A 20,975-nucleotide genomic window follows, 5' to 3' on the forward strand; every position below is an offset into this window, starting at 1 on the left:
GATTCCGCCGAGGGGCGTTGAGATGATCCTGACGGGTTGGTTTTGATCTTGGGGGTAAAGGATATTTATTCCGGTGGTACGCTTTGCTGCCCGCAGGGCTTCCGGCGGGCAGATGGCGCAGCCATTCGTCCGTCTGGCAAGCGGAGCGCGGCAGTCGTTGGGTGGCATCGTCGGGGGTCCGTGTCAGGCTCGGCGCTTGGGCTTGACGAAGCCGGCAAAGAGTTCGCGTTTGGCGCGTTGCATGGCCTGGGCGGCAGCCAGATCGGTTTGTGACTTGGCCTGAGCCTGCAAGGCTGCCAAGGTGACACCTGGCTGGAAGGTGAGCAGGTCTTGCGCCGCCAACTGGACCAAACGTTCGAGCGGCGTCTTCACATCCTGAGGCTTGTAGCGCTTGACGGTCTTGCCCTTGTCATTGGTAATCGAGGTCGCGAACAGGCACGGGCGATGCAGATTGAGCCAGGGATTGAACGTTTCCTGGTAGAATGCGTTGATCGGTTTGGCATACGCCTGCGGGATATGATCGTAGCCCATGTGCCTGCGTACCACGCTGGCATTCTTGCTCTCGGCCAGGGCGTTGTCGTTGCTGTGCCGAGAGCGTGACTTGGTTTGCTCGATGCGCAGTTTCTCCAGCAGCTTCGCGACGTGATGGTTGATGTACTCGGAGCCGTTGTCGGAGTGAAATCCGACGATGACGAACGGGAACTGGTCGATGATCAAGGCCAGCACGGGCAACAAGAAGGCCTCGCTGATGCCCTGCACGCACGCCTCGACCTGCCACTGACTGACGGCATCGACGCAGGTGATGTGATAGACGCCCTTGACGCCGTCCTGATCGCCCTGGTGAACGGTATCGATGCGCACAAAGCCGGCGCGTCCCTCGGGGCCGGGGGCTTTGCGCACGCCAATCGCGTTGCACACCGGGCGGGTCTTGGTGAAGTTCCTGCGCTGGGCCTGATAGCCGGCGCTCTTGCGTAGGTTGTACAGATGCGAGACGGACAGCGTGGCCAGGCGCTCATAGCGGGGATCGCTATAGTCCCGGTAAGCCCGTTGCAGAAGGTGCGCAATGGCCGGCCCGCAGACGTCTTCATGAGCCTGGTCCATCTCGACGAGCAACGCCACATCGAGGGCGGTGTATTTGCGCGCAAAGGGCGCAGCAGGGGCACGGTAGCGTTTGGCCAAGGGGACCGCAGCCAGGCGGTTACGCTGCCACCGGGTGACCAGACGCGTGACCTGCGCCCGACTGTAGCCACTGGTGTGCTGCAGGTACCTCAGCAGTACACCACGCTCGCGCTTCTTGCGACCGGGGTAGTCAAAGCGGGTGAGCACGCGACTGATGTGCTCATACCGCTCGCTATCGCCGCCTGCCGCCGAAAACTCTATCGAGGTGCTGGCGCTGAGAAACGCCTCGATCTGCTCGATCGTCGTCAGCCGTGCTTCGTTCATGTGGATCACCATCCTTGCGATGATCAACCCACACCTCATTTCCCCCCCAATTTCTATTCTTCAGGCTCATCCCTGGTTGGAAAGACGCTCCTCGTTCAGGCTCATACCACGTTGGACAAGGCTCAATTTTGCGCAGTGTGCGACGAAGGCGTACACTCGAACACTACCGTTCGCACGGCTTCACCATTTACAGCACGCTTACCTTCGTGGTGACGTACTCTCCGTTTTCACTTTGCCGCCGAATTCATTCCAAGCGTGTCGGCAACAAGTCAAGGGCTCTCGATGCGACAGCTTTCCCCCAGTGGCCAGCACGCCATCAGCGACATTTCACAGCGTCATGGCTTCAGCACCCATGCCGTGCAGTGCATGCTCGAAGCAGTGATCAACGGCAATGGCAGCATGGCGCAGTTCTCTCATCCCGAATTCTCCGGATCGGGTCAGTGGATGCGTGGTGGCATGGTCATGGTGTCGGACATCTTCGACAACTACCTCAAAGCGCGCGTCGACGGATTGTGCAACGAACTGTCGAACCTGGTCGCGGCGCAGCCGGATCTGGTCCGCAGCGGCAGCTTCCAGTCGCAAACCCAGGGTAGCCAGGGAACTTGCAATCCTGCGCAACCATCGGGCGCTTTCTCCGGCGTGCGCCAGCAGGGCGGCGCAGGGTCCATGGGTCCGGTGAGCCTGTTCGTGTCACCCGTGCCCGGTACCTCCGGCAACTGGTGGCCCGAAAACCTGCTTGAACCGAACAGTACCGGTGCGCAGAACGGCGTGCGCTATGCCTACTTCGCGCAGGCGCAACGGTTGGCGATCGATGTCGGCGGCACGGTCACCGTCTATGACACGCTCGATCACCAGATCGGCGGTTTTTCGCAGCAGCAGTCGGTCGGCGGCACGCTGAGCTTCGCCAGCCAGTATGGCTTGATCGATGTCGCGAGCCTGCCGGTGGTCTGGTCCACAGGTCAGTCACCACGGTCAGCGGCGACTCCGGCAAGTACACAGCAGCCGAGCAGCGCATCGCAGGCGGCGGCACCGACTGGTCGAGAACAGGATGTCTTCGCGGTGATTGAAAGACTGGCCGACCTCAGGGCCAAGGGCATCCTCAGTGACGAGGAGTTCTCAGCCAAGAAGGCAGAATTGTTGAGCCGCATTTGACATCCTGTGGTTTGCGGTTGCCGGCAAAGCGGTGAACAAGACTTGTTGCCTCGTGGTCAGCTGTGAGCACGGCGGACATGAAGTGCCGGCGGCCTACGCGGCCAACTTTGCCGGTCACGAGGGATTGCTGGAAAGCCACCGCGGTTGGGATGCCGGCGCATTCCAACTGGGGCGGCAGATCGCCAAGGCATTCGCCGCGCCGTTCTACGCCTCGATGACCACCCGCCTGCTGGTCGACCTGAACCGGTCGATGGGTCACCGCCACCTCTTTTCCGAGGTCACGAGCGGGCTTGCACGTCTGCAGCGACAGGAAATCGTCGCCAGACACTATCGGCCGCACCGGGACGCTGTCGAATGCGAGATCGCCCGGCACATTGCCGATGGGGAACAGGTGATCCATATTGCCTCACACAGTTTCACCCCACAGCTCAACGGTGTTGTCCGGTGTGCCGACGTGGCCTGGCTGTACGACCCCAGGCGAGTCCGGGAATCCGCGCTGGCGCAACGCTGGCAGGCGGAACTCGCACAACGCGCGCCCGCGCTCCGGTTGCGTCGCAACTATCCCTATCAGGGTCGCAGCGACGGCCTCGCATCGCTGTTGCGCAAACGCCATCCGGATCATGCATACATCGGCGTCGAACTCGAAGTCAACCAGCGCTTTGTGCAGCGCGGGGGATCGGCCTGGACGATGCTGCGTCGCCACCTGGTCGACTCGCTCGCGGCCGCGCTGTGCATCGAGCCGGAACACTGCTCGGGATGAGAGGGCGCGTGTCTGGTGTCACCATTGTAGTGGCGGCAACTCACTGAAGACCTTGCGTGTGCCGGCAATCCAGTGCTGCTTGAGCGTCTCGAAGTAGCTGTCGCCGGTGTCGAAGCGTCGCTTCATGGTGATCTTCAGGCTGTCTCGCGCGTAACAAAGCAGGTCGATCGGCATGCCCACCGACAGATTGCTGAGCATCGTCGAGTCGAAGGAGACCAGCACGCACTTGCTGGCGTTCTCCAGGGTTGCCGTCGGGGTCACAGCAAGGTCGAGAATGGGTTTGCCGTACTTGGCTTCACCGGTCTGCAGGAAGTTCGTATCGCTGCCAGCCTCGATGAAGTTGCCCTCGGCATAGATACGGAAGAGCCGCATCTCTTCACCCGCGATCTGACCTCCGAGAATGAATGAGGCGTTGAACTTGAGGCCGCCAGTTTCCAGGAATGGGCTGTCGCGGCGCTCGATGTCGCGCATGGCGTCGGCCACCAGATTGGCTACATCGAACATCGAGGTGACCGTCCAGAGATGCGGCGGTGCAATGGACGCGCGTTTGCGCAGCACGTTGATCACCGCTTGTGTCGCAGCCAGGCCGCCGGAACTGAGCAATACCAGCACACGATCGCCGGCGCTCTCGAACACGGTCATCTTGCAGAACTTGGCGTAGTTGTCTACGCCCGCATGGGTGCGAGAGTCGCTGGCGAAGATGAGACCGTCTTCGAGCTTGACGCCCACGCAGTACGTCATTGCTCTGAGGTCACGTCGGTCCAGACTCTGAAACCCTCCAGCGTGTTCGGGCCGAAAGTGCTGGCCAGTGCGACATCGCAGGCGTCGCGGCCGCGAGCAATCAGCACGCGACCGACTCGTGGGGTATTGTTGCGCGCGTCGAAGGTGTACCAGCGGTCGCCAAGGAAGGCCTCGAACCAGCCCGCGAAATCCATGGTCCCGTAGGGAGGCTCGGTACCGTAGTCGCCCAGATAGCCGGTGCAATAGCGCGCTGGTATGTTCATGCAGCGGCAGAACGCGATGGCGAGGTGCGCGAAATCGCGGCACACGCCGCGTCTTTCGTTGTAGGCTTCCATCGCCGAACGCGTTCGGCGTGCGTGCTGGTACCCGAACTCGATGTGTCGGTGTACAAAATCGCAGATCGCCTGTACGCGCGCCCAGCCGGGCGGGCCCGAGCCAAACTGCTGCCAGGCAATCTCGGAGAGCTGGTCGGTCTCGCAATAGCGGCTTCCAAGGAGGAAAACCAGCGTCGATTCCGGCAGGTGTTCGACTGGTGTCTGCGTGGCCCATGGAGCGACGACGTCAGGCATGCCGGAATCGTTCACCAGCGCGTCCGCGCTGAGCACGAAGTGACCCGCCGGTGCGACGAGACGACTGCACCAGTTGCCGAAGAGATCCCGGTACGCGGCAACGGGTACCGAAGGATTGCTCACCAGATAATCGGGCCGCACCAGATCGGAGGCACGCGAATAGTGGATGCTCAACGCCAGGATCATGGGTGTCGGCTGCGGACACCGGTACGCCATTTCGAAACCAACGCGAATTTGCATGTGCCTCCTTTACCCTGGTTATTCGGTCACCCCCTGCGGGTGGGCGCCGTGCTGCTGTCACCGAACCACGTCCTGCCGCGTGCTGCGTTCTGCCGGCGTGACGCCACACGGTCTGCAGAATGCACGCGCTGCCGGTGTTGGAACGGCATCCGGGCAAGACACGGTGGCCTGCAGGCGCGCCTGCTCTGAAACGACCAACCCGGTCAGTCAGGCGGCTTCCCTCGCGACAAGTGCACAGTCTTGCCGGTCAGGAGGCGTCGGTCTGTTCGGCAGCGAACAGACCGACGTTCCTGGACGATGCTTTGCGGGGAGACCGGCCAGTACGGTGGAGAGCGCGGGTGGTGTCGAGTGAAGGTCGAAAGTCCATGCCGCCCCGACTCGAGTTCTGGTAGTGCCGCAGTCCGGCCTGCACGGGAAGTCTCAGACCCGAGCACGGTAGTTGTCCGCCAGCAGGCAGCGTCGCTGCCTGAATGCAGCCCTGCCGTGTCAGAAGCCCTGTATAGTTGTGCGCTCCGTATGGCGCCAAAGACCTGCGGCTTTTCAATGCGGCGTTGCCCATCACTACGCCGCAACGTCACCTTGACCGATCGAAGTCGGTTTTCCCTTGGAGAATGCGGGTTCCATGCGACTCAAAGCGGGCTGCGAGATGACCCTTGAAGCATCCGACCCTTGCCCGGCGGTGGGCATGTTGTGCCCGCGCAGCGGCGTGGCACAGTGGCTCACCAGTGAAACCTATCTCTTTGAGCCGCAGGTGCACAACACCGAATACGTCGATACCTATGGCAACCGCTGTCTGCGCTTCGTTGTACCGCGCGGTCAGATGCGTCTACGGGTCGAGGCGACAGTCGAGACCGAGGATACGATCACCGTCGATTGGGGCGCGCCACCGACGCCCATCGCTGCGGTTCCGGACGATGTGCTGCTGTTCCTGCTACCGAGCCGCTATTGTCCTTCCGACAAGATGGCCGGGCGCGCCGAGCAGATGGTTGCCGGTTGGGCGCCGGGTTATGCGCAGGTCGAAGCGATCCGGGCCTGGATACACCGTTACATCAGCTACGTGTATGGTGTCAGCGGTCCGACGACCGACGCCATCAACACGCTCGAAAGCGGCGCCGGTGTTTGTCGCGACTTTGCGCATGTTGGCATCGCGCTCTGCCGCAGTGTCCGCATCCCGGCCCGGATGGTCGTGGGCTATCTCCACGGTCTCGATCCGATGGACCTGCACGCGTGGTTCGAGGCCTACCTTGGTGGCCGGTGGTACACCTTCGATGCGACGCAGGAGCAGCCGCGCGGCGGGCGCATCGTCGTCGCTTACGGACGTGATGCCGCCGACGTCGCCTTCATCTCCAATTATGGTGACCTGAAAGTGGTGGGCCTGAGTGCTTGGGTCCTGCGTGACGACGTAGCGGGCACCTGAACCGCCGTGGGTGAGTCAGCCGCTCAACGTGGCTGCAGCCGTGCCAATTGTTGCCAACGCACGCGTCACGTGCCCACCGTGATCCAGCGACCGAGGATATCGTCGAGTGCGACGGCCGGGAAGGGCTTGCCGAGATAATCGTCCATGCCCGCTAGCAGGCACTGCTCGCGGTAGCCGGCCATCGCGTGCGCGGTGAGCGCGACCACGGGTGTGCGTGTCAGGCCGCTGCTGTGCTCCGCGTCTCGAATCCGCCGCGTTGCCTCGAACCCGTCCATTCCCGGCATTTGGCAATCCATCAGGATCAGGTCGAAGGGCTGGCGCGCGTGCTCGGCCACGGCCTGATCCCCGTCCCTCGCCATGACGACGTCGATCCCGTAGTAGACGAGCATTGCCCGCGTCACCTCCGCGTTCACCGGTTCGTCCTCGGCCACCAGTACCCTGCGGTTCGCGAAAGACCCGGCGGGTACGTGGTCGCGGCGCTCCGCCCCTGCTGGCATTGCCGGCAGCTTTACCCGAAACCAGAAGCATGAACCTTCGCCCGGTATGCTGTGCAAGCCGATCTCTCCGTCCATCAGGCGCACCAACTCACGCGCGATCGACAAACCCAGGCCGGTGCCACCGAAGCGCCGTGTCGTTCCACCGTCGGCCTGCGCGAACGCTTCGAAGATCTGCTCCTGTTTGTCGGGCGCGATGCCAATACCCATGTCCCGGACTGCGAAGCGCACCGTATCGCCGGTTTCGCGGCGCACCTCGATGTCGATGGTGCCTCGCGCGGAGAACTTCACCGCGTTCGACACCAGATTGAGCAGCACCTGCCGCAGTCGAACCATGTCGCCGCATACCCAGCGCGGCACTTCGGGCGCCACCGTGACCTGGATGCCTGTCCCTTTGGCACGCGCCACCTCGCCAAACAGGTCGTCCATTTCTCGGACGATTTCCGGCAGATCAAACCTCGCCGATTCCAGGTCCAGCCTCCCGGCCTCGATTTTCGAGAGGTCCAGCACGTCGTCCAGGATCCCCAGCAGCGTCCGTCCAGAGCGCTGGATCGTCTGCGCGTAGTGCCGCGCCTGTTCATCCAGCGGCTCGCGCAGCAACAGTTCCGCCACCCCGATCACGCCGTTCATCGGCGTCCTGATCTCGTGACTCATGTTCGCGAGGAACGCCGACTTCGCCCGGCTTGCCGATTCGGCGGCCTCCTTGGCGGCGATCAGTTCCGTTTCGATCCGCTTGCGCTCGCTGACATCCTGCACTACGCCGACCAGTCTGGCTATGTTGCCGGCGGTATCGGTGCGCAAGACCTGTGCGCGCATTTCGACCGTCCGCACTATCCCGTCTGGTCTTACGATGCGGTGCTCCAATACTTTCGGTGTGCCGGTCGCCAGGACCTGCTCGAGTGCCTCGGTGAGCCTTGGACGGTCTTCCACATGCGTGGCGGACAGGTACGCGGTGCGAAAAAACGGCTCGAAGCTGCCAGGTTCGTGTCCGTAGATGCGGTAGACCTCGTCGCTCCACTCCAGGCGATCACTCTGCAGATCGAATTCCCAGTTGCCGACGTGCGCCATGGCCTGTGCTTCGGCCAGTTTCGTCTGGCTTTCCTCAAGGGCGAGCAGTGCCCGCTTGCGTTCGCTGTCGTCGATCCCGAAGATGTAGGCTCCTTGTACCGCGCCGTCCTCGGTCCAGTCGGGGACCAGGTACATGCGGTCGTATCTCGTCATTCCATCAGCCATTGAAAACGAATTGTCAAATTCTACATATTCTCCTCGATGCATCCTCTCCAACAAGGACTCGTCCTGAGGATACGTTGCCTCGCCGGTCGCGTTACCGAGGGCCAGGCCAGCGACTTCCTCCGGTGTTTTCCCCAGGCGCTCGGCAAAGCGCCGGTTGGCAAACGAATAGTGCGCAACGCCATCCCTCTTCTCGGCATAGGCGATCGATGCCGGCAGGCCATCGACGATGCGTTGCAGGCGCTGCGCGCCTTGCCGGACGCTTTCCTTGGCGGCCGCCCGGGCGCGCACCACGATCCGGGCGGCCATGGCGACGACGGCCAGCGACGAAAGTTGTGCGATCAACGCAAGCGTCATGGCCTCCTCGGGCGGAACCAGGTTGTGCTGCAGCAGGCCGTTCGCGGTCCCCAGATAGAGGCCGACGAGAACCAGAACATCCGCGGCGAAGGCAACGAGCAAAACGCGCGCCTTGCCGAAGGTTCCGAGCGTCGCGAGCAGCGCAATCAGCCAGGGGATTGCCACCGACAGAACGCCCCCGGTCACACTGGCCCAGATGGCGACATAGGCGATGCCTGCGAGATTCGTCAGCAGGAGCACGCCGGTCGGGTTGGGCGCAAAGCGGATGCAGACCGCGGCCAGCACCGGCGTTACCATCGCGGCAGCGAAGACCGACAGTTCGAGCGCACTGGGCCGGTCGCGCACGAGCAGGAACACCACCAGCACCAGCGAAAGAACGCCGGAAATCGTCAGCAGCGATCGCGCAACCGTTCTCCCGTGCGCGGCAAGCCTTGCGTTGGCACGCGCCTGCGGTGGCAAGAACCAGTCGATGCCGTCCTTGTGAATCACTCTGTCAGGATTCCGCCGACAAAGCGTCGAGAACGCTTTGTCGCTGGCCTACGCGTTCCTGGAAGGCGCGCAGCGTTGGCCACTGGCCGATGTCAATGGCGACTGCGCCGCCCCAGCGGAGGACGGTAAACAAGTAGCCGTCGGCGACCGTGAACTGATCGCCCAACAGATAATGCTGGCCGTGCAGACGTGCGGCCACGTAGTTTAGCCGAGAGGCAAGGTTCTCCCTGACCCTCCGCTTGTACTCCTCGGGCGTATCCGGTTTGAACAGTGGAACGAAGGCCTGATGCAGTTCGGAGTTGATGAAACCCAGCCACTCCTGCAACTGGTAGCGTTCGAGCGTATAGGGTCGCGGCGCCAGACCGCTCTCCGGCATGCGGTCGGCGATGTACTGGACGATGGCCGGGACTTCGGTGAGGCAAACGCCGTCGTCAAGTTCGAGTACCGGCACGTAGCCCTTGGGGTTGATGGCGGTAAAGTCGCTGCCGTCGGCGAGCTTGCGTTGGCGGATATCGACGCGGACGAGGTCGAAATCGAGACCGGCCTCGCGCAGGGCAATATGAGGTGCCAGCGAGCAGGTTCCGGGAGTGAAATAGAGTTTGACGTCCAGGCTGCCGGGGACCAACTGCGGCAGCAGCGCCGGTTTATGGTCGACTTCCGTCGACCATGGGAGTCGGGTCACCTGGACGGTAAGGAAGCCGCTGTTGTTGCCGTAGGAAAAGGACGAGTCGTTGGCAAAGAAGTACAGGAAACCCGGTTCGATGATCTCGATTTCACAGCCGTTCGGAGTGGCGACCAGGCTGCTCTCGTCGTCGATGCGCGCGACCCCGTTGATGGCGCTTTCAATGAGACCGCTGAGCATGTTCTCCGAGTCTACGTTGTTCGCTTCCAGGTCGGGTCGCGGATGGATGGCCGCGATCAATGAAAACCATGGGCGTTCTTCCATGCGGCGGCTACCTTCCGCGAGTTGAAGGAACCACGCCTTCGACTCATAGCCCTCGGCGCCAGCTGCGACCTTCTTGTCGATCCATGCGCCGCTGGCCTCGATGCGGTACCTTTCGCCCACGTCCACCTCGACGCCGGAGGCATTCCACCATTTGTGGGCATACGCCGGGAAGCTCGTCGAGCCATCAACCGGCAGCTTCCGGAAGGGCAGGGCTTCCCGTTCCTGCTGCAGTTCTTCTTCGGGGTGCGGCTCATCCTGCAGGTAGAAACCGGCGCATGCCGGAAGATCTTCCAGCGCCTTGGGTCGATAGTCGGCCCGCTCCTGCAAGCGTTGCAGGACACTCGGGTGGAGTTCTGCAGCTTCGGGGATCTTGCGTTCCTTGCTCGGCCGTGTTCGCCAAACTGGTCCACGGGTTTCGTCGTGTCGGTCCTGCAGGCAATCGGGGGTCAGTGCCTGGCTGAGTTGGCTGGGCGACAGCCACAGGTCGGCATCGAGCTTGTTGACCTCCTGCATCATCCATTCGAGCGCAATGTCCGAGAGACCGCGGTTTTCGTAGCCGCCCCCGACATCGGCATGCGCGCCGGGGAACCAGACCTGTTTGATCCCCTCGCGCTCGTCCCACAGCGTCGGTACGAAGTCGGCGCGCTCCTCGTCGATAGCCAGCGCCTGGCGAGCGTGCTCGACGCGCGGACTCAGTTCGCAATCACTGAATTTCAGGAAGCGGAGTTCGTCCCGGTCGACCAGGCGCAGGCCATTGAATACCGGCACGCCCAGTTCTCCAACGGTATCCCAGACGCCGATCATGCGAATCGGGGTTTCGTCGTGATGCCTCCAGAATCGCCCGCCGCGCTTCTTGCCGCGATCTTCCTTGTAGTTCAGCCAGATCTTCTCGGCCTGGTCGGCCGCACTGTCGTCGTCGGCATCTGCCGCCGGGATCAAGCCTGAGCGGGCAATGAAGGCCCCCAGACTGCGGGCGGCCCAGGCGCCGCGCGAGAAACCAAAAAGCCAGATCTTGTCGCCGCGCTGATACACCTGCGAGATCAACAGATACGCGTCGATCATGCTGTCGTGCAAACCGATTCCCTGCGTGCCGCCGAGCAGCCCCTGCGACCGCCCACCGTTGCCGATGCTTTGGAGATAGAAGGCGATGAGTTCCTCGCTACTTTTCACCAGATGTGAACGGATTGGTCCATTTTCCTCGACCTGCTGCTCCTCGCCGGTCAGCATCTGGAACAATCTGTACACGTTGGTCTGCTCGATGGGGTCGTTCCAGGTGCCATCCATGCAAACAACAATCTGTCTGGTCATCGCTTCTCCTCATTGTCAGCGCGTCGTAACCTGATGCTCGCGAAAAGTTTACTTTGGGCGGGCATTGGTCTTCGGGTCTACAAGCATACTCCGCTCGTCATATGATTTGGGTCAGCGAAGGGACTCAAATCCTCCGACGAGTCATCCTGCCCGGACGTCTGGCCAGTCGCTCCGGTCTCGCGAAACGGCTTGATCCTGCACGATCCTCGTCTACAATGCTTTTAATTAATGGCTTTTCCATACCATGTGGCAAGCAGGGCGATAGACTCCCGAACAGCGCTACGTGGGAGGAGAAGATGATGGACGCCATACGGCAGCAGGCAATGCCTTTTCACGCTCGCAACCTGGAACGTGAAGCCGGAAGGATCCGCCGTGGGCCTTGAGCGAGCCGCTTGGCTGATTTTTTCCCTCAACACCTGGCCTGCACTTTGCGGGCTCAGAAAGGAGCGTCACAAATGCCTCTCATCATGCACGGAAACTGGACCGTCGCGGTCAAGGAGAAACACGCCGCTTTCCCGCAGCGTTTCATCATCAGTGGAGCGGCCAGCGGCAATGGCACCTACCTGGCGCCGCACGCGCCGGTTCCGGTCGCCGGCGGCACCTGGTCCGTGCGGATCCAGAGCGACCCCGGCGGTTCCTCCTGGGCTGACTCGGAATACCAGATCACCTTCCCCAGCAAGTCTGCCGGACAGTACCGATTTGATCTTCAGTCCAACGATGTGTGGGGTGGAGACAAGGACTTCAATGACCTGGTCCTGACCTTCTCGACACCGGTCACGGAGACTGACTTCCTGGTCTATGGACACGTGAGCACGTACAGCGGGTGCTCCTACAACCCCTGTTACCCCGGTTACATTTACATCGAGAGCGCCCTGGCCCTCGCGAATGCTCGCCGCTTCCCGATCCTGCGCAAGGCGATCGAGCAGTTGTATCCGCAAAGCATCCCGGCCCAGCGCATTCCGCTGCCCGACCCGCCACCCGATCTGCCCGCCGCCCTGCTGAGCGGTCAGGCTTACAAGCCGGTGCTCATTCCGGTGCAGGGCAAGACGTATACCCCGGTGAAGAAGGCGCAAGTGATGCGGATTGTGCCGGACGAACGCGCAGCCGGTACAGACAACGAAACTGCGGCTACTGCTGAAGCCCGCCGTGTTCTGGTGCGTACGGTCGAGGTGGCTCAGGCGGTCAGCGAAATTGCCAGTCTGGACAAGGTTGCCCTGGGCCGCCTGCTGGATATCGGCGTCCGGAATTGTCAGACCGAATCACTGGTCAATGCGGCACTGCGTTTCCAGGAGTACGACCGCACGCTCGCGGAGTTGGGTGGCGGACCGTACACCGGTGAGGGCAATCGCGAAGAGCTGGGTCAGGCCAGCACGGACCGGAATGGAAACTACATCTTCCGTTACAGCCGCACCTTGGCCCAACTGATCGACGAGACCAACAGCGATGTCGCGCTCGGCGAGAATGAGGTCCTCGAAGCCATGCCGGATCTGATCGTGCAGGTGCTCGGCGCCACCTTGCCAGGGGGAACTCCCTACGAGACCGCGCCTTGCTGGAATATGCCGCTGGTCAAGCGCCTGAACATCTGCATTCCGTCAAGCTATTGGCACACCCCCAGCGGGTGTCATGGCAAGCCGATCTCGCACATCGGTTTCATCCCGGTTGGCAAGGCAACCACCGTCACGCTGGATGCCGACGGGCGCGTGACCTGCACCGACACCTCGAAGATCGACATCCCGCAGACGCACTGCGCGGCATGGTGGGGTGCCCTGCGCATGAGTGCCTGCATCGGCAAGTATGATCAGGTGCCGCATTACACCATTGAATATCGCGCCAAGCGGCCAGACAACAGCTGGACCAACTGGAGTCTCTATCAGGAAGCTCTGATGCTGGATAACTGGAAGACGACCGTGAACGAGTGGGTGGCCACCAAGGCCGGTCCTTTCATCCACAACCTGGAACTGCTCAAGGGGCAGCCCAAACAGGATGTCCTGGCCTATAACAACATCCAGGGCAACATGGACTGGTCCGGCCCCGACTGGTTCATCAAGGCGATCATTCCCAGTTGGGCCTATTCGTACCAGGGTGGGCCGGGTAGCGTCCAGTTCCGCCTGAAGGCCTATGGTCCGGATGGCAAGCAGATCCAGCTCTGGAGCGATCCGGTGACCTCGGCACCGCTGTATCAGGACAGCATCGTGCTCTATGTCGACCATACCGGCCCGGAGTTGAACTTCAAGGACGTGACCATCGGAACCGTCACCGCCAATCCGTGCCCCTTATTTACCCTGACCGGCAGCGAGTTGGTGAACGCGACGCTTGACCTGAAGTTCAAGGCGGTCCAGCGTCAGGGTTTCCTGGGCGCCTACACCCTGAGCGTCAGCAAGTGCAATACCCCCAACTTTCCGCTGGAAGACCTGGCATCCGCTCATCCCCTGCATCTCGACTACCTGGCCGGCCCATCTCCCTGCGGGGACCTGTTCGGCACGCTCTTCGGCGTCGACGTGGATGCCGACGTGGACGATTACGTCGCGGTTCAACTCAACCCGCCCGGAAATGTGTCCTGGCTGGAGGCCACCGAAACGCTGTCGAGCTTTACCCTCAACCTGAGCGCCAGCGTGCGCCGCACCGATGGTCACAGCAGCAATTACCCGGGTTACTACGGACCGCTGCAGTACAACCTGGTGATTCAGCGCGGCTCATAAGGTCGCGACATCGGCATGCAGCAGACGGATGGTGTTCCCTGGTTTCTGTTCGGCGTCGCGACGCTGGCGGTTTGGCGTCTGACGCACCTGCTGCACGCCGAGGATGGGCCCTTTGACCTTTGCGTGCGTCTGCGCCACCTCCTGGGCGAGGGCTTTTTCGGGAAGCTGCTGGACTGCTTCTACTGCCTGAGCATGTGGACGGCCGCTCCGGCGGCTTGGCTCGTTGGCGGCGACTGGCGGGAGTGGATTCTGCTGTGGTTGGCGCTTTCCGCGACCGCCATCCTCGTGGAAAGAGTACATGCCGGATTGTTGGCCCGGGAACAGGCTTGCAGTCTGCCGGCCATTTATTCGGAAGATGCAGCGATACCGGAGGAGGAAACGGATGGGCTGCTGCGGAAATAATCGTGCAGCTTTGGCGCAGCCAAGCCAGGCAAAACCGCTCGGTTCAGGTGACGGCACGTCGCGGCAGGCGACGAAGCGACCAGCGGCTGAAGCGGTCCATTTTCAGTATCTGGGCAAGACCGCATTGAGCGTGCGCGGTATGTTCTCCCGACGGATCTATCGCTTTGCCGCCTCTATGGCTGTGCTGGAAGTCGAAGGGCGCGACGCGCCTGGCTTGGCGGCGGTGCCCCTTTTGAAGAGGGTGAGTGCGCCGGATTGCTGAGCGGGCAAACTGCTTGATAAAGGCTCCTGGCTTCATTTCAGGACGCAAAAAAACCCGGCCGGCGTATTTTGCGCCGGCCGGGTTCCGAGAATCAAACCGCTACTTAGAGCGCAGCAGCGCGGCGACGGCGGCTCAGCCCCAAAGCGCCCAGACCGCCAAGCAGCATGGCCATGGTCGCCGGTTCCGGCACGCCAGGATCGCGCGAACCGGTGAACTCGGCATCGTCGAGAGTGAAGTTGTTGCCGCCACCGCCGGCGATCACAACCTTCGCAATCGCGCCAATGGCGTCGACCTGCAGAAACTCATTGTCAAGGCAACCCGTACCGGATCCGATGTAATTGGCGGTGCAAGCGCCGTTGGCCGTATCCAGAAGATTGTTGAGGCTGTCGTAGGCCTGAATCACCAGCGGCTGATTGTAGGTGAAGAAGCCGCTGAAGAAATCGACGGCCGTGGTGAAATTGAGCGTCATCGCCCCGATCGGGTTGTAGACGACGTTGTGACCGGAATGGGGCGGAAACGCGGGATTCAGGCTGCCGGGCAGCGAAAGGATGGTGGCGCCGGCGAAAGTGACGCCCGAGCCGAAGTCCTGGGTGGTGAACACGGTCTGGTCAGGAAAACCTTCGAAGGTGATGACGGATGCCGAACATGGAGCCGCCGCGCCGACGAGTGCGAGCGATACGACAAGTGCTTTCAAATTGCTGGTCATTTTGGTCTCCCAGAAAAGGGGGGATAACAGGGAAAGATTCAGACTTCAAACCAAACACTATCCGGTCGGGTTTGGCAATTTATAAGCAACAAGCGTGCCGATCAAGAAAATGTCTAAATATCGTGACCTTAGTCGCCGCAAGGCGAAACGGGCTGCGCGGATTGTAAAATTCGTCGACACCACGTTGCGTGTTTGGGTTAAGCCGTGCTTGCGCGATGAGACTGCATCTGCATGATATCGTGACCAGAAGACTGGCGCCTGTCCTTCAACAGGCGCGCAACAGGCCGCTGCTGGTGCAGTACTATCGCTTGTGGCGGGCGGTCAGGCGGCGGGTTTCCTGCACGAGGGCGAGCAGGCCGGCCAAGGCTTTGTTGACCGCTTCGGAGGTCGGAAAGGCCTTGTGGATTTCGGGATCGAGGACGACCACATGGCTTTCCGGCGGACCATTGCTCCGTTGTGCCAGGGGTCGGAAGTACTTGCCGCGCACACCCACTCCGACTTGCTCGCTGGTCGGTTCCGGCTTGCCCTGGTCGGGTTTTGGCGGCGAAGCTTCTTCATAGCGTGTCGCCTTGCCGGCGCTGATGATGCGCAGCTTGTTGCGGCGCTCGGTATGCACCACTACCAGCAGGCGCCCTTTCCTGGAGATGCCGTAGGTCCGGCTGCGGTGTTCGGACTCGAAGGTCAGAGCCATCGGGTCGGCAAAGACACTCACTGCCTCGTCGAAAGACACACCATGTTTCTGCAGGTTGCCTGCGGCCTTGTGATGATCCCACTCATAGTTGAACATGGTTGTTCCTGTGAGGTGAAACTACCGGTGGACGGAGGCCCTCGATCACCCTTGACGCGCATCAGCTGCGGGTTGGCGCCGAATCAGGCTTTGGCCACAACACCATCTGCGTGCAACGGAACAAGGCCAGACGGCGGCCGTCTTCACTGCTCACTTCGGCGTCCCAGACCTGCGTCGTTCGCCCGCTATGCACTGCTGTCGCCGTGCATAGCAGGACGCCTTCGGTCAGCGTGCCGAGGAAGTTGGTCTTCAGCTCGATGGTCGTGAAACTGTCGGCACCTGTCGGCAGGTGTGCGAAGGTCGCGTAACCGGCGCTGGTATCGGCGAGGGCTATCACCGTGGCGGCGTGCAGGAAGCCGTTCGGCGCCAGCATCTCGGGCCGGATCGGTAAACGGGCGGACAAGCGCCCAGGTTCGATGGCGGTGATCACGATGCCGAACCAGCCGGGCAGATGTCCGGGGCCGCGCGCGTTGAGCGCGGCGACCGTGAACTCCGGGCGCAGAATGTGCCGGCGCATGCTATTCGCTTGCCACGGCGCGGCCGATCACCAGCCGTTGGATGTCGTTCGCGCCCTCGTAGATCTGGCAGACGCGCACATCGCGATAGATGCGCTCGACCGGGAAGTCGCTGACGTAGCCGTAGCCGCCGAGAATCTGGATGGCGTCGGAGCAGACTCGCTCGGCCATTTCGGAAGCGAACATCTTGGCCATCGACGCTTCCTTGAGGCAGGGCTTGCCGGCGTCCTTGAACGTGGCCGCACGCCACACCAGCAGGCGGGCGGCATCGATCTGGGTGGCCATGTCGGCGAGGCGGAAGCTGACCGCCTGATGCTCGATGATCGGTTTGCCGAAGGTTTCGCGTTCCTTGGCGTATTGCACCGCGGCTTCGAAGGCGGCACGCGCCATGCCGACCGACTGGGCGGCGATGCCGATGCGGCCGGCTTCGAGGTTCGACAGCGCGATGCGGTAACCGTCACCTTCCTTGCCGAGCAGACACGACGCCGGCACCCGGCAGTTCTCGAAAAGGATCTGCGCGGTGTCGGAAGCGCGCTGGCCCATTTTTTCCTCGATGCGGGCGACGACGTAGCCCGGCGTCTCGGTCGGGACCAGGAAGCAGGAAATGCCCTTTTTGCCGGCAGCCTTGTCGGTGACGGCGAAGACGATCGCCACCTGTGCGTACTTGCCGGTGGTAATGAACTGCTTGACGCCGTTGAGCACGAAGTGATCGCCATCGCGGTCGGCGCGGGTGCTGATCGCCGCCGCATCGGAACCGGTATGCGGCTCGGTGAGGCAGAAACAACCGAGCATCTCGCCGCGCGCCAGTGGTTTGAGCCAGGTTTCCTTCTGTTCGTCGCTGCCATATTTCATGGTAATGCCGCAGGCCAGGGAGTTCTGCACGCTGACGATGGTCGAGGTCGCCCCGTCACCGGCCGCGATTTCCTCGATGACCAGCACCAGCGACATGTAATCCATGCCGGCACCGCCCCACTCTTCGGGTACGACCATGCCGAGTGCGCCGAGCTCGCCGAGTTCGCGCAGCGCCTCGGCGGGAAAGGTGTGCTGGCGGTCCCATTCGGCGGCAAAGGGGGCCAGGCGCTCCTGTGCGAAATCGCGCAGCGAGTCACGGATCATTTCCTGTTCCTGTGTCAAGATCATGCCACTTTCTCCTTGCTGATGACGCCGGCCGCAAGGCGCGCGCCGGCATGATTGGTGATGACGACGCCGGCGATGACCAGCGCCCCACCGGACAGAACGGCGACCCCGAGACGTTCGTCGAGCAGCACGGCACCGAGGATGACGGCGCTGACCGGGACCAGGTTGATGAATGCCGCCGAGCGCGTGGCGCCGATGCGCTGCACGGCCTCGGCGTACCAGGTGAAGGCCAGTGCCGTGCCGAACAGCCCGAGGAAAACGATGGCGCTCCAGCCGCGCCAGGTCGTCTCCGCCAGCAGAAACAGCGAACCCTGCAGCAGCGCCGCGACGGTGAGCATGATCCAGCCGGTGAGGCTGGCGCCGAAGGTCATCGCCAGCGGCGACAGCGTGCGCGTGCCGCGCCGACCGACGAAGGTATAAACCGCCCACAGCGCACTGCAGCCGATGATCAACCACTCGCCGAGGCCCACCTGACCGGTGAACAGCAGTCGCGGGTCGCCGTTGGTGACCACCAGAAGGCAGCCGAACATCGCCAGTCCGATTCCCGCCGCCTTGGTCGGTGACATCGGCGCGCCGAACAACAGCCAGTCACTGGCGGCGACCAACGCCGGCGTCAGGGCGACCACCAGAGCGCCGCGGCCGGCTTCGATCATCCTCATCCCGTAAAGGAAACACAGGTTGTAGAGAAAGATGCCGCTGGCACCGAGTGCGGCGAGGGTGACCCATTCCTTGAGTGACCAGCGCGGGCGCCCCTCGTGGACCACCACCAGCGTCCCCAGGACCAATGCCGCGAGCAGGAAACGCCAACTCGCGACCGCCAGCGGCGATGCCTCGCTGACCGCCACGCGGGCGGCGATCCACGTCGCCCCCCAGATCAGGGCGGTGGCAACCAGCTTCAGATAGGTCAGTGGTGATGCGGGCACGCTTCGGACCCCCGGTGGCAGGGCAATGGTCGCACCACCGCGGTGGTGGATGTCCATCGGCGTCGCGCAAGGACAGCGGCGCTCAAGTCGGCAGCGCCTCTAGCGCCATGCGGTAGCCGGGCAGCAGGTCATCGCGGTGGTGTACGGTGAACCCGAGGTCGCGCATCAGCCCGTCCTTCAGTCCATAGATCCAGCCATGCACGGTAACCGGCTGACCGCGTTGCCAGGCGTCCTGGACGACGAAGGTCTGGCACACGTTGGCCACCTGTTCGAGCACGTTGAGTTCGCAGAGCCGATCATGCTGCCGCTCAGGCGGCAGGGCATCGACCAGCGCCAGATGCTTGTCGTGCACGTCGCGCACATGTCGCAGCCAGATGTCGACCAGTCCGGCGCGGTCACGATTGAGGGCTGCTCGTACACCGCCGCAACCGTAGTGGCCGACGACCATGATGTGCCTGACCTTGAGCACGTCGATGGCGAACTGAATCACCGACAGGCAGTTGAGGTCGGTATGCACGACGACATTGGCGACGTTGCGATGGACGAAGACCTCACCCGGCAGCAAGCCCACAATCTCGTTCGCCGGCACCCGCGAATCCGAGCAGCCGATCCACAGGTAGGCCGGCGTCTGCAGTCGCGACAGTTTGACGAAGTATTCGGGATCGACCTGCTGCATGCGGCTCGACCAGGCGCGGTTGAAGTCGAAGAGGTGGAACAGGTTTTCGTTGGCGACTTCTTCCTCGGACCAGTTCTCCAGATCGAGCGCCAGGAACATCGTGCCCTCGACCGGCGTCTGGTAGTACGCCGGTGTCTCCTTGAAACCCAGTTCGCGATAGAGTTTGACGGCGACGCGCATGGCCGGCAGTGTGTCGAGCAGCAGCTTGCGGTAGCCGATGGCCTTGGCCGCCTTGATCGCAGCCAGCGCCAGATCGCGGCCCACTTCGAAACCGCGCTGGCCAGGTTCCACATACAGCCGCTTCATTTCGCAGAGTCCGGCCGAAAACGGTCGAATGCCGACGCAGCCTGCCGGCTGACCGTTGCGCTCGGCATAGAACAGGCGGCCGGACGGCAGTGCATAGGCGCCCGGCAGCGAGGCCATCTCCTCTTCGAAATTCTGGAACGACAGGTCGACGCCGAGCCAGGCTGCGTAATTGCGAAAGAACTGGCGAACGTGTTCGAGGGCGGTCGTATCTTCGGCGGTGAGCGCGCGCAGCGTGTTGGTCATGGCCGGCTCACAGCGTCTCGGCGAAGAGTTCGCGACCAATCAGCATGCGTCGGATTTCGGAAGTGCCGGCGCCGATCTCGTAGAGCTTGGCGTCGCGCCACAACCGCCCAGCCGGATATTCGTTGATGTAACCGTTGCCGCCGAGGGTCTGGATCGCCTCGCCGGCCATCCAGGTCGCCTTTTCGGCGGCATAGAGGATCGCTCCGGCGGCGTCCTTGCGCGTCGTTTCTCCGCGATCGCAGGCCTGGCCGACGGCATAGACGTAGGCCCGGCAGACGTTGAAGGTGGTATACATGTCGGCGAGCTTGCCCTGCATCAATTGAAATTCGCCGATCGACTGGCCGAACTGCTGGCGGTCATGCACGTAGGGGAGCACCAGATCCATGGCCGCCGCCATGATTCCCAACGGGCCGCCAGCGAGCACGGCGCGTTCGTAGTCGAGGCCGCTCATCAGCACCCGCACTCCGCCATCGACCTGGCCGAGCACGTTTTCCGCGGGGACCTCGCAGTCATCGAAGAACAGCGGGTAGGTGTTCGAGCCGCGCATCCCGAGCTTGTCGAGTTTGGATCCGCAGGAGAAGCCGGGCATGCCCTTTTCGACGATGAAGGCGGTGATGCCGCGCGGCCCGGCTTCGGTGTCGGTCTTGGCATAGACCACCAGGGTGTCGGCGTCACCCCCGTTGGTGATCCACATCTTGCCGCCGTTGAGAACGAAACGCTCGCCCCGGCGCTCGGCGCGCAGTTTCATGCTCACCACGTCCGAGCCGGCGTTGGCTTCCGACATGGCCAGGGCGCCGACGTGTTCGCCGGAAATCAGCTTCGGCAGGTAGCGATCCTTCTGCGCCGCCGTGCCGTTGCGACGAATCTGATTGACGCAGAGGTTGGAGTGCGCGCCGTAGGATAGTGCGACACTCGCCGAGGCACGGGAAATCTCCTCCATGGCTACGATGTGCGCGAGATAGCCCAGCCCGATGCCGCCGTACTCTTCCTCGGCGGTAAGACCGAGCAGGCCCATACCACCCAGCTTGCGCCACAGGTCGGCGGGAAACAGGTTGTCACGATCGATGGCTTCGGCACGCGGCGCAATTTCGTCGGCGGCAAAGGCACGCACGCTGGCGCGCAGCATGTCGATGGTTTCGCCATGGGCAAAACCGAGGCTCGGGTATTCCATTT

18 protein-coding genes and 1 pseudogene are annotated in these 20,975 nt (G+C 62.5%); 6 read left to right on the plus strand and 13 right to left on the minus strand.

The genetic code is table 11. From position 1 onward, the window contains the following. Positions 1–183 precede the first annotated feature (183 nt). Positions 184–1,443, minus strand: coding sequence for an integrase (locus tag AC15MQ_RS19755; RefSeq protein ID WP_483081079.1), 1,260 nt, complete (start codon positions 1,441–1,443; stop codon positions 184–186). A 282-nt stretch (positions 1,444–1,725) separates the two neighbouring features. Here AC15MQ_RS19755 and AC15MQ_RS19760 point away from each other — a divergent pair, with 282 nt between their 5' ends. After that, on the plus strand, positions 1,726–2,595 hold the full coding sequence (locus AC15MQ_RS19760; RefSeq protein ID WP_483081080.1) for an SHOCT domain-containing protein: 870 nt from the start codon (positions 1,726–1,728) through the stop codon (positions 2,593–2,595). Positions 2,596–2,626: 31 nt separating this feature from the next. Then, positions 2,627–3,355: an N-formylglutamate amidohydrolase gene (locus AC15MQ_RS19765; protein ID WP_483081081.1), complete on the plus strand. Its 729-nt coding sequence runs from the start codon at positions 2,627–2,629 to the stop codon at positions 3,353–3,355. Between the two features lie 18 nt (positions 3,356–3,373). Here AC15MQ_RS19765 and AC15MQ_RS19770 read toward each other — a convergent pair whose 3' ends face one another. Further along, a complete protein-coding gene (locus tag AC15MQ_RS19770; RefSeq protein WP_483081082.1) occupies positions 3,374–4,096 on the minus strand; it encodes a proteasome-type protease in 723 nt (240 codons plus the stop codon). Continuing rightward, positions 4,093–4,905 carry a transglutaminase-like domain-containing protein gene (locus AC15MQ_RS19775; protein WP_287668959.1) on the minus strand — a complete coding sequence of 271 codons (813 nt, stop codon included), beginning with the start codon at positions 4,903–4,905 and terminating at the stop codon, positions 4,093–4,095. The genes AC15MQ_RS19770 and AC15MQ_RS19775 overlap by 4 nt, the downstream gene beginning before the upstream one ends. 622 nt (positions 4,906–5,527) lie before the next feature. Here AC15MQ_RS19775 and AC15MQ_RS19780 point away from each other — a divergent pair. Continuing rightward, positions 5,528–6,322 (plus strand): transglutaminase-like domain-containing protein, encoded by a 795-nt coding sequence (locus AC15MQ_RS19780; protein WP_287654235.1) that lies wholly within the window; start codon positions 5,528–5,530, stop codon positions 6,320–6,322. Positions 6,323–6,387: 65 nt separating this feature from the next. Here the strand turns inward: AC15MQ_RS19780 and AC15MQ_RS19785 are convergent, their stop codons facing one another. From AC15MQ_RS19785 to AC15MQ_RS19795, 3 genes and pseudogenes are all read right to left on the minus strand, one after another. Then, positions 6,388–8,892, minus strand: coding sequence for an ATP-binding protein (locus tag AC15MQ_RS19785; protein ID WP_483081083.1), 2,505 nt, complete (start codon positions 8,890–8,892; stop codon positions 6,388–6,390). A gap of 4 nt (positions 8,893–8,896) precedes the next feature. Continuing rightward, the gene (gene gstA / locus AC15MQ_RS19790; protein ID WP_287669093.1) at positions 8,897–9,502 is read right to left on the minus strand and encodes a glutathione transferase GstA; all 606 of its coding nucleotides are present in this window, start codon (positions 9,500–9,502) and stop codon (positions 8,897–8,899) included. An 852-nt stretch (positions 9,503–10,354) separates the two neighbouring features. After that, positions 10,355–11,146: pseudogene (locus AC15MQ_RS19795) on the minus strand (DUF2235 domain-containing protein); the annotation flags it as partial. A gap of 455 nt (positions 11,147–11,601) precedes the next feature. On the opposite strand from AC15MQ_RS19795, the gene AC15MQ_RS19800 reads away from it, so the two are divergent. From AC15MQ_RS19800 to AC15MQ_RS19810, 3 genes are read left to right on the plus strand one after another with little or no spacing between them, the layout of a single operon-like run. Beyond that, positions 11,602–13,845: a hypothetical protein gene (locus AC15MQ_RS19800; protein WP_483081084.1), complete on the plus strand. Its 2,244-nt coding sequence runs from the start codon at positions 11,602–11,604 to the stop codon at positions 13,843–13,845. 15 nt (positions 13,846–13,860) lie between these two features. Next, positions 13,861–14,247, plus strand: a complete 387-nt coding sequence (locus tag AC15MQ_RS19805; protein ID WP_287654240.1) for a hypothetical protein — start codon at positions 13,861–13,863, stop codon at positions 14,245–14,247. Then, positions 14,228–14,509 carry a hypothetical protein gene (locus AC15MQ_RS19810; protein WP_287664047.1) on the plus strand — a complete coding sequence of 94 codons (282 nt, stop codon included), beginning with the start codon at positions 14,228–14,230 and terminating at the stop codon, positions 14,507–14,509. The genes AC15MQ_RS19805 and AC15MQ_RS19810 overlap by 20 nt, the downstream gene beginning before the upstream one ends. Before the next feature lie 103 nt (positions 14,510–14,612). Here the strand turns inward: AC15MQ_RS19810 and AC15MQ_RS19815 are convergent, their stop codons facing one another. The 7 genes from AC15MQ_RS19815 to AC15MQ_RS19845 all read right to left on the minus strand — a co-directional run bounded on the left by AC15MQ_RS19815 (position 14,613) and on the right by AC15MQ_RS19845 (position 20,973). Then, a complete protein-coding gene (locus AC15MQ_RS19815) occupies positions 14,613–15,215 on the minus strand; it encodes a PEP-CTERM sorting domain-containing protein (RefSeq protein WP_350496499.1) in 603 nt (200 codons plus the stop codon). 301 nt (positions 15,216–15,516) lie between these two features. Continuing rightward, positions 15,517–16,002, minus strand: a complete 486-nt coding sequence (locus AC15MQ_RS19820; RefSeq protein WP_332337272.1) for a BrnT family toxin — start codon at positions 16,000–16,002, stop codon at positions 15,517–15,519. 61 nt (positions 16,003–16,063) lie between these two features. Next, positions 16,064–16,519, minus strand: coding sequence for a PaaI family thioesterase (locus tag AC15MQ_RS19825; protein WP_483081085.1), 456 nt, complete (start codon positions 16,517–16,519; stop codon positions 16,064–16,066). Position 16,520: 1 nt separating this feature from the next. Next, the gene (locus AC15MQ_RS19830; protein WP_287654246.1) at positions 16,521–17,657 is read right to left on the minus strand and encodes an acyl-CoA dehydrogenase; all 1,137 of its coding nucleotides are present in this window, start codon (positions 17,655–17,657) and stop codon (positions 16,521–16,523) included. After that, a complete protein-coding gene (locus tag AC15MQ_RS19835) occupies positions 17,654–18,634 on the minus strand; it encodes a DMT family transporter (RefSeq protein ID WP_483081086.1) in 981 nt (326 codons plus the stop codon). The genes AC15MQ_RS19830 and AC15MQ_RS19835 overlap by 4 nt, the downstream gene beginning before the upstream one ends. A 25-nt stretch (positions 18,635–18,659) precedes the next feature. Continuing rightward, positions 18,660–19,802 (minus strand): carbonate dehydratase, encoded by a 1,143-nt coding sequence (gene can / locus AC15MQ_RS19840; protein WP_287664029.1) that lies wholly within the window; start codon positions 19,800–19,802, stop codon positions 18,660–18,662. Between the two features lie 7 nt (positions 19,803–19,809). After that, positions 19,810–20,973, minus strand: a complete 1,164-nt coding sequence (locus AC15MQ_RS19845) for an isovaleryl-CoA dehydrogenase (RefSeq protein ID WP_483081087.1) — start codon at positions 20,971–20,973, stop codon at positions 19,810–19,812. Positions 20,974–20,975: the final 2 nt, after the last annotated feature.

Source organism: Candidatus Accumulibacter propinquus, assembly GCF_056856495.1.

Excerpts from the sequence above, each read along its gene's own strand:
- AC15MQ_RS19755 (WP_483081079.1), bottom strand. The coding sequence starts at position 1,443 with ATGAACGAAGCACGGCTGACGACGATCGAGCAGATCGAGGCGTTTCTC.
- AC15MQ_RS19760 (WP_483081080.1), top strand. The coding sequence starts at position 1,726 with ATGCGACAGCTTTCCCCCAGTGGCCAGCACGCCATCAGCGACATTTCA.
- AC15MQ_RS19770 (WP_483081082.1), bottom strand. The coding sequence starts at position 4,096 with ATGACGTACTGCGTGGGCGTCAAGCTCGAAGACGGTCTCATCTTCGCC.
- AC15MQ_RS19775 (WP_287668959.1), bottom strand. The coding sequence starts at position 4,905 with ATGCAAATTCGCGTTGGTTTCGAAATGGCGTACCGGTGTCCGCAGCCG.
- AC15MQ_RS19780 (WP_287654235.1), top strand. The coding sequence starts at position 5,528 with ATGCGACTCAAAGCGGGCTGCGAGATGACCCTTGAAGCATCCGACCCT.
- AC15MQ_RS19800 (WP_483081084.1), top strand. The coding sequence starts at position 11,602 with ATGCCTCTCATCATGCACGGAAACTGGACCGTCGCGGTCAAGGAGAAA.
- AC15MQ_RS19805 (WP_287654240.1), top strand. The coding sequence starts at position 13,861 with ATGCAGCAGACGGATGGTGTTCCCTGGTTTCTGTTCGGCGTCGCGACG.
- AC15MQ_RS19810 (WP_287664047.1), top strand. The coding sequence starts at position 14,228 with ATGGGCTGCTGCGGAAATAATCGTGCAGCTTTGGCGCAGCCAAGCCAG.
- AC15MQ_RS19815 (WP_350496499.1), bottom strand. The coding sequence starts at position 15,215 with ATGACCAGCAATTTGAAAGCACTTGTCGTATCGCTCGCACTCGTCGGC.
- AC15MQ_RS19820 (WP_332337272.1), bottom strand. The coding sequence starts at position 16,002 with ATGTTCAACTATGAGTGGGATCATCACAAGGCCGCAGGCAACCTGCAG.
- AC15MQ_RS19825 (WP_483081085.1), bottom strand. The coding sequence starts at position 16,519 with ATGCGCCGGCACATTCTGCGCCCGGAGTTCACGGTCGCCGCGCTCAAC.
- AC15MQ_RS19830 (WP_287654246.1), bottom strand. The coding sequence starts at position 17,657 with ATGATCTTGACACAGGAACAGGAAATGATCCGTGACTCGCTGCGCGAT.
- AC15MQ_RS19835 (WP_483081086.1), bottom strand. The coding sequence starts at position 18,634 with ATGGACATCCACCACCGCGGTGGTGCGACCATTGCCCTGCCACCGGGG.
- can (WP_287664029.1), bottom strand. The coding sequence starts at position 19,802 with ATGACCAACACGCTGCGCGCGCTCACCGCCGAAGATACGACCGCCCTC.
- AC15MQ_RS19845 (WP_483081087.1), bottom strand. The coding sequence starts at position 20,973 with ATGGAATACCCGAGCCTCGGTTTTGCCCATGGCGAAACCATCGACATG.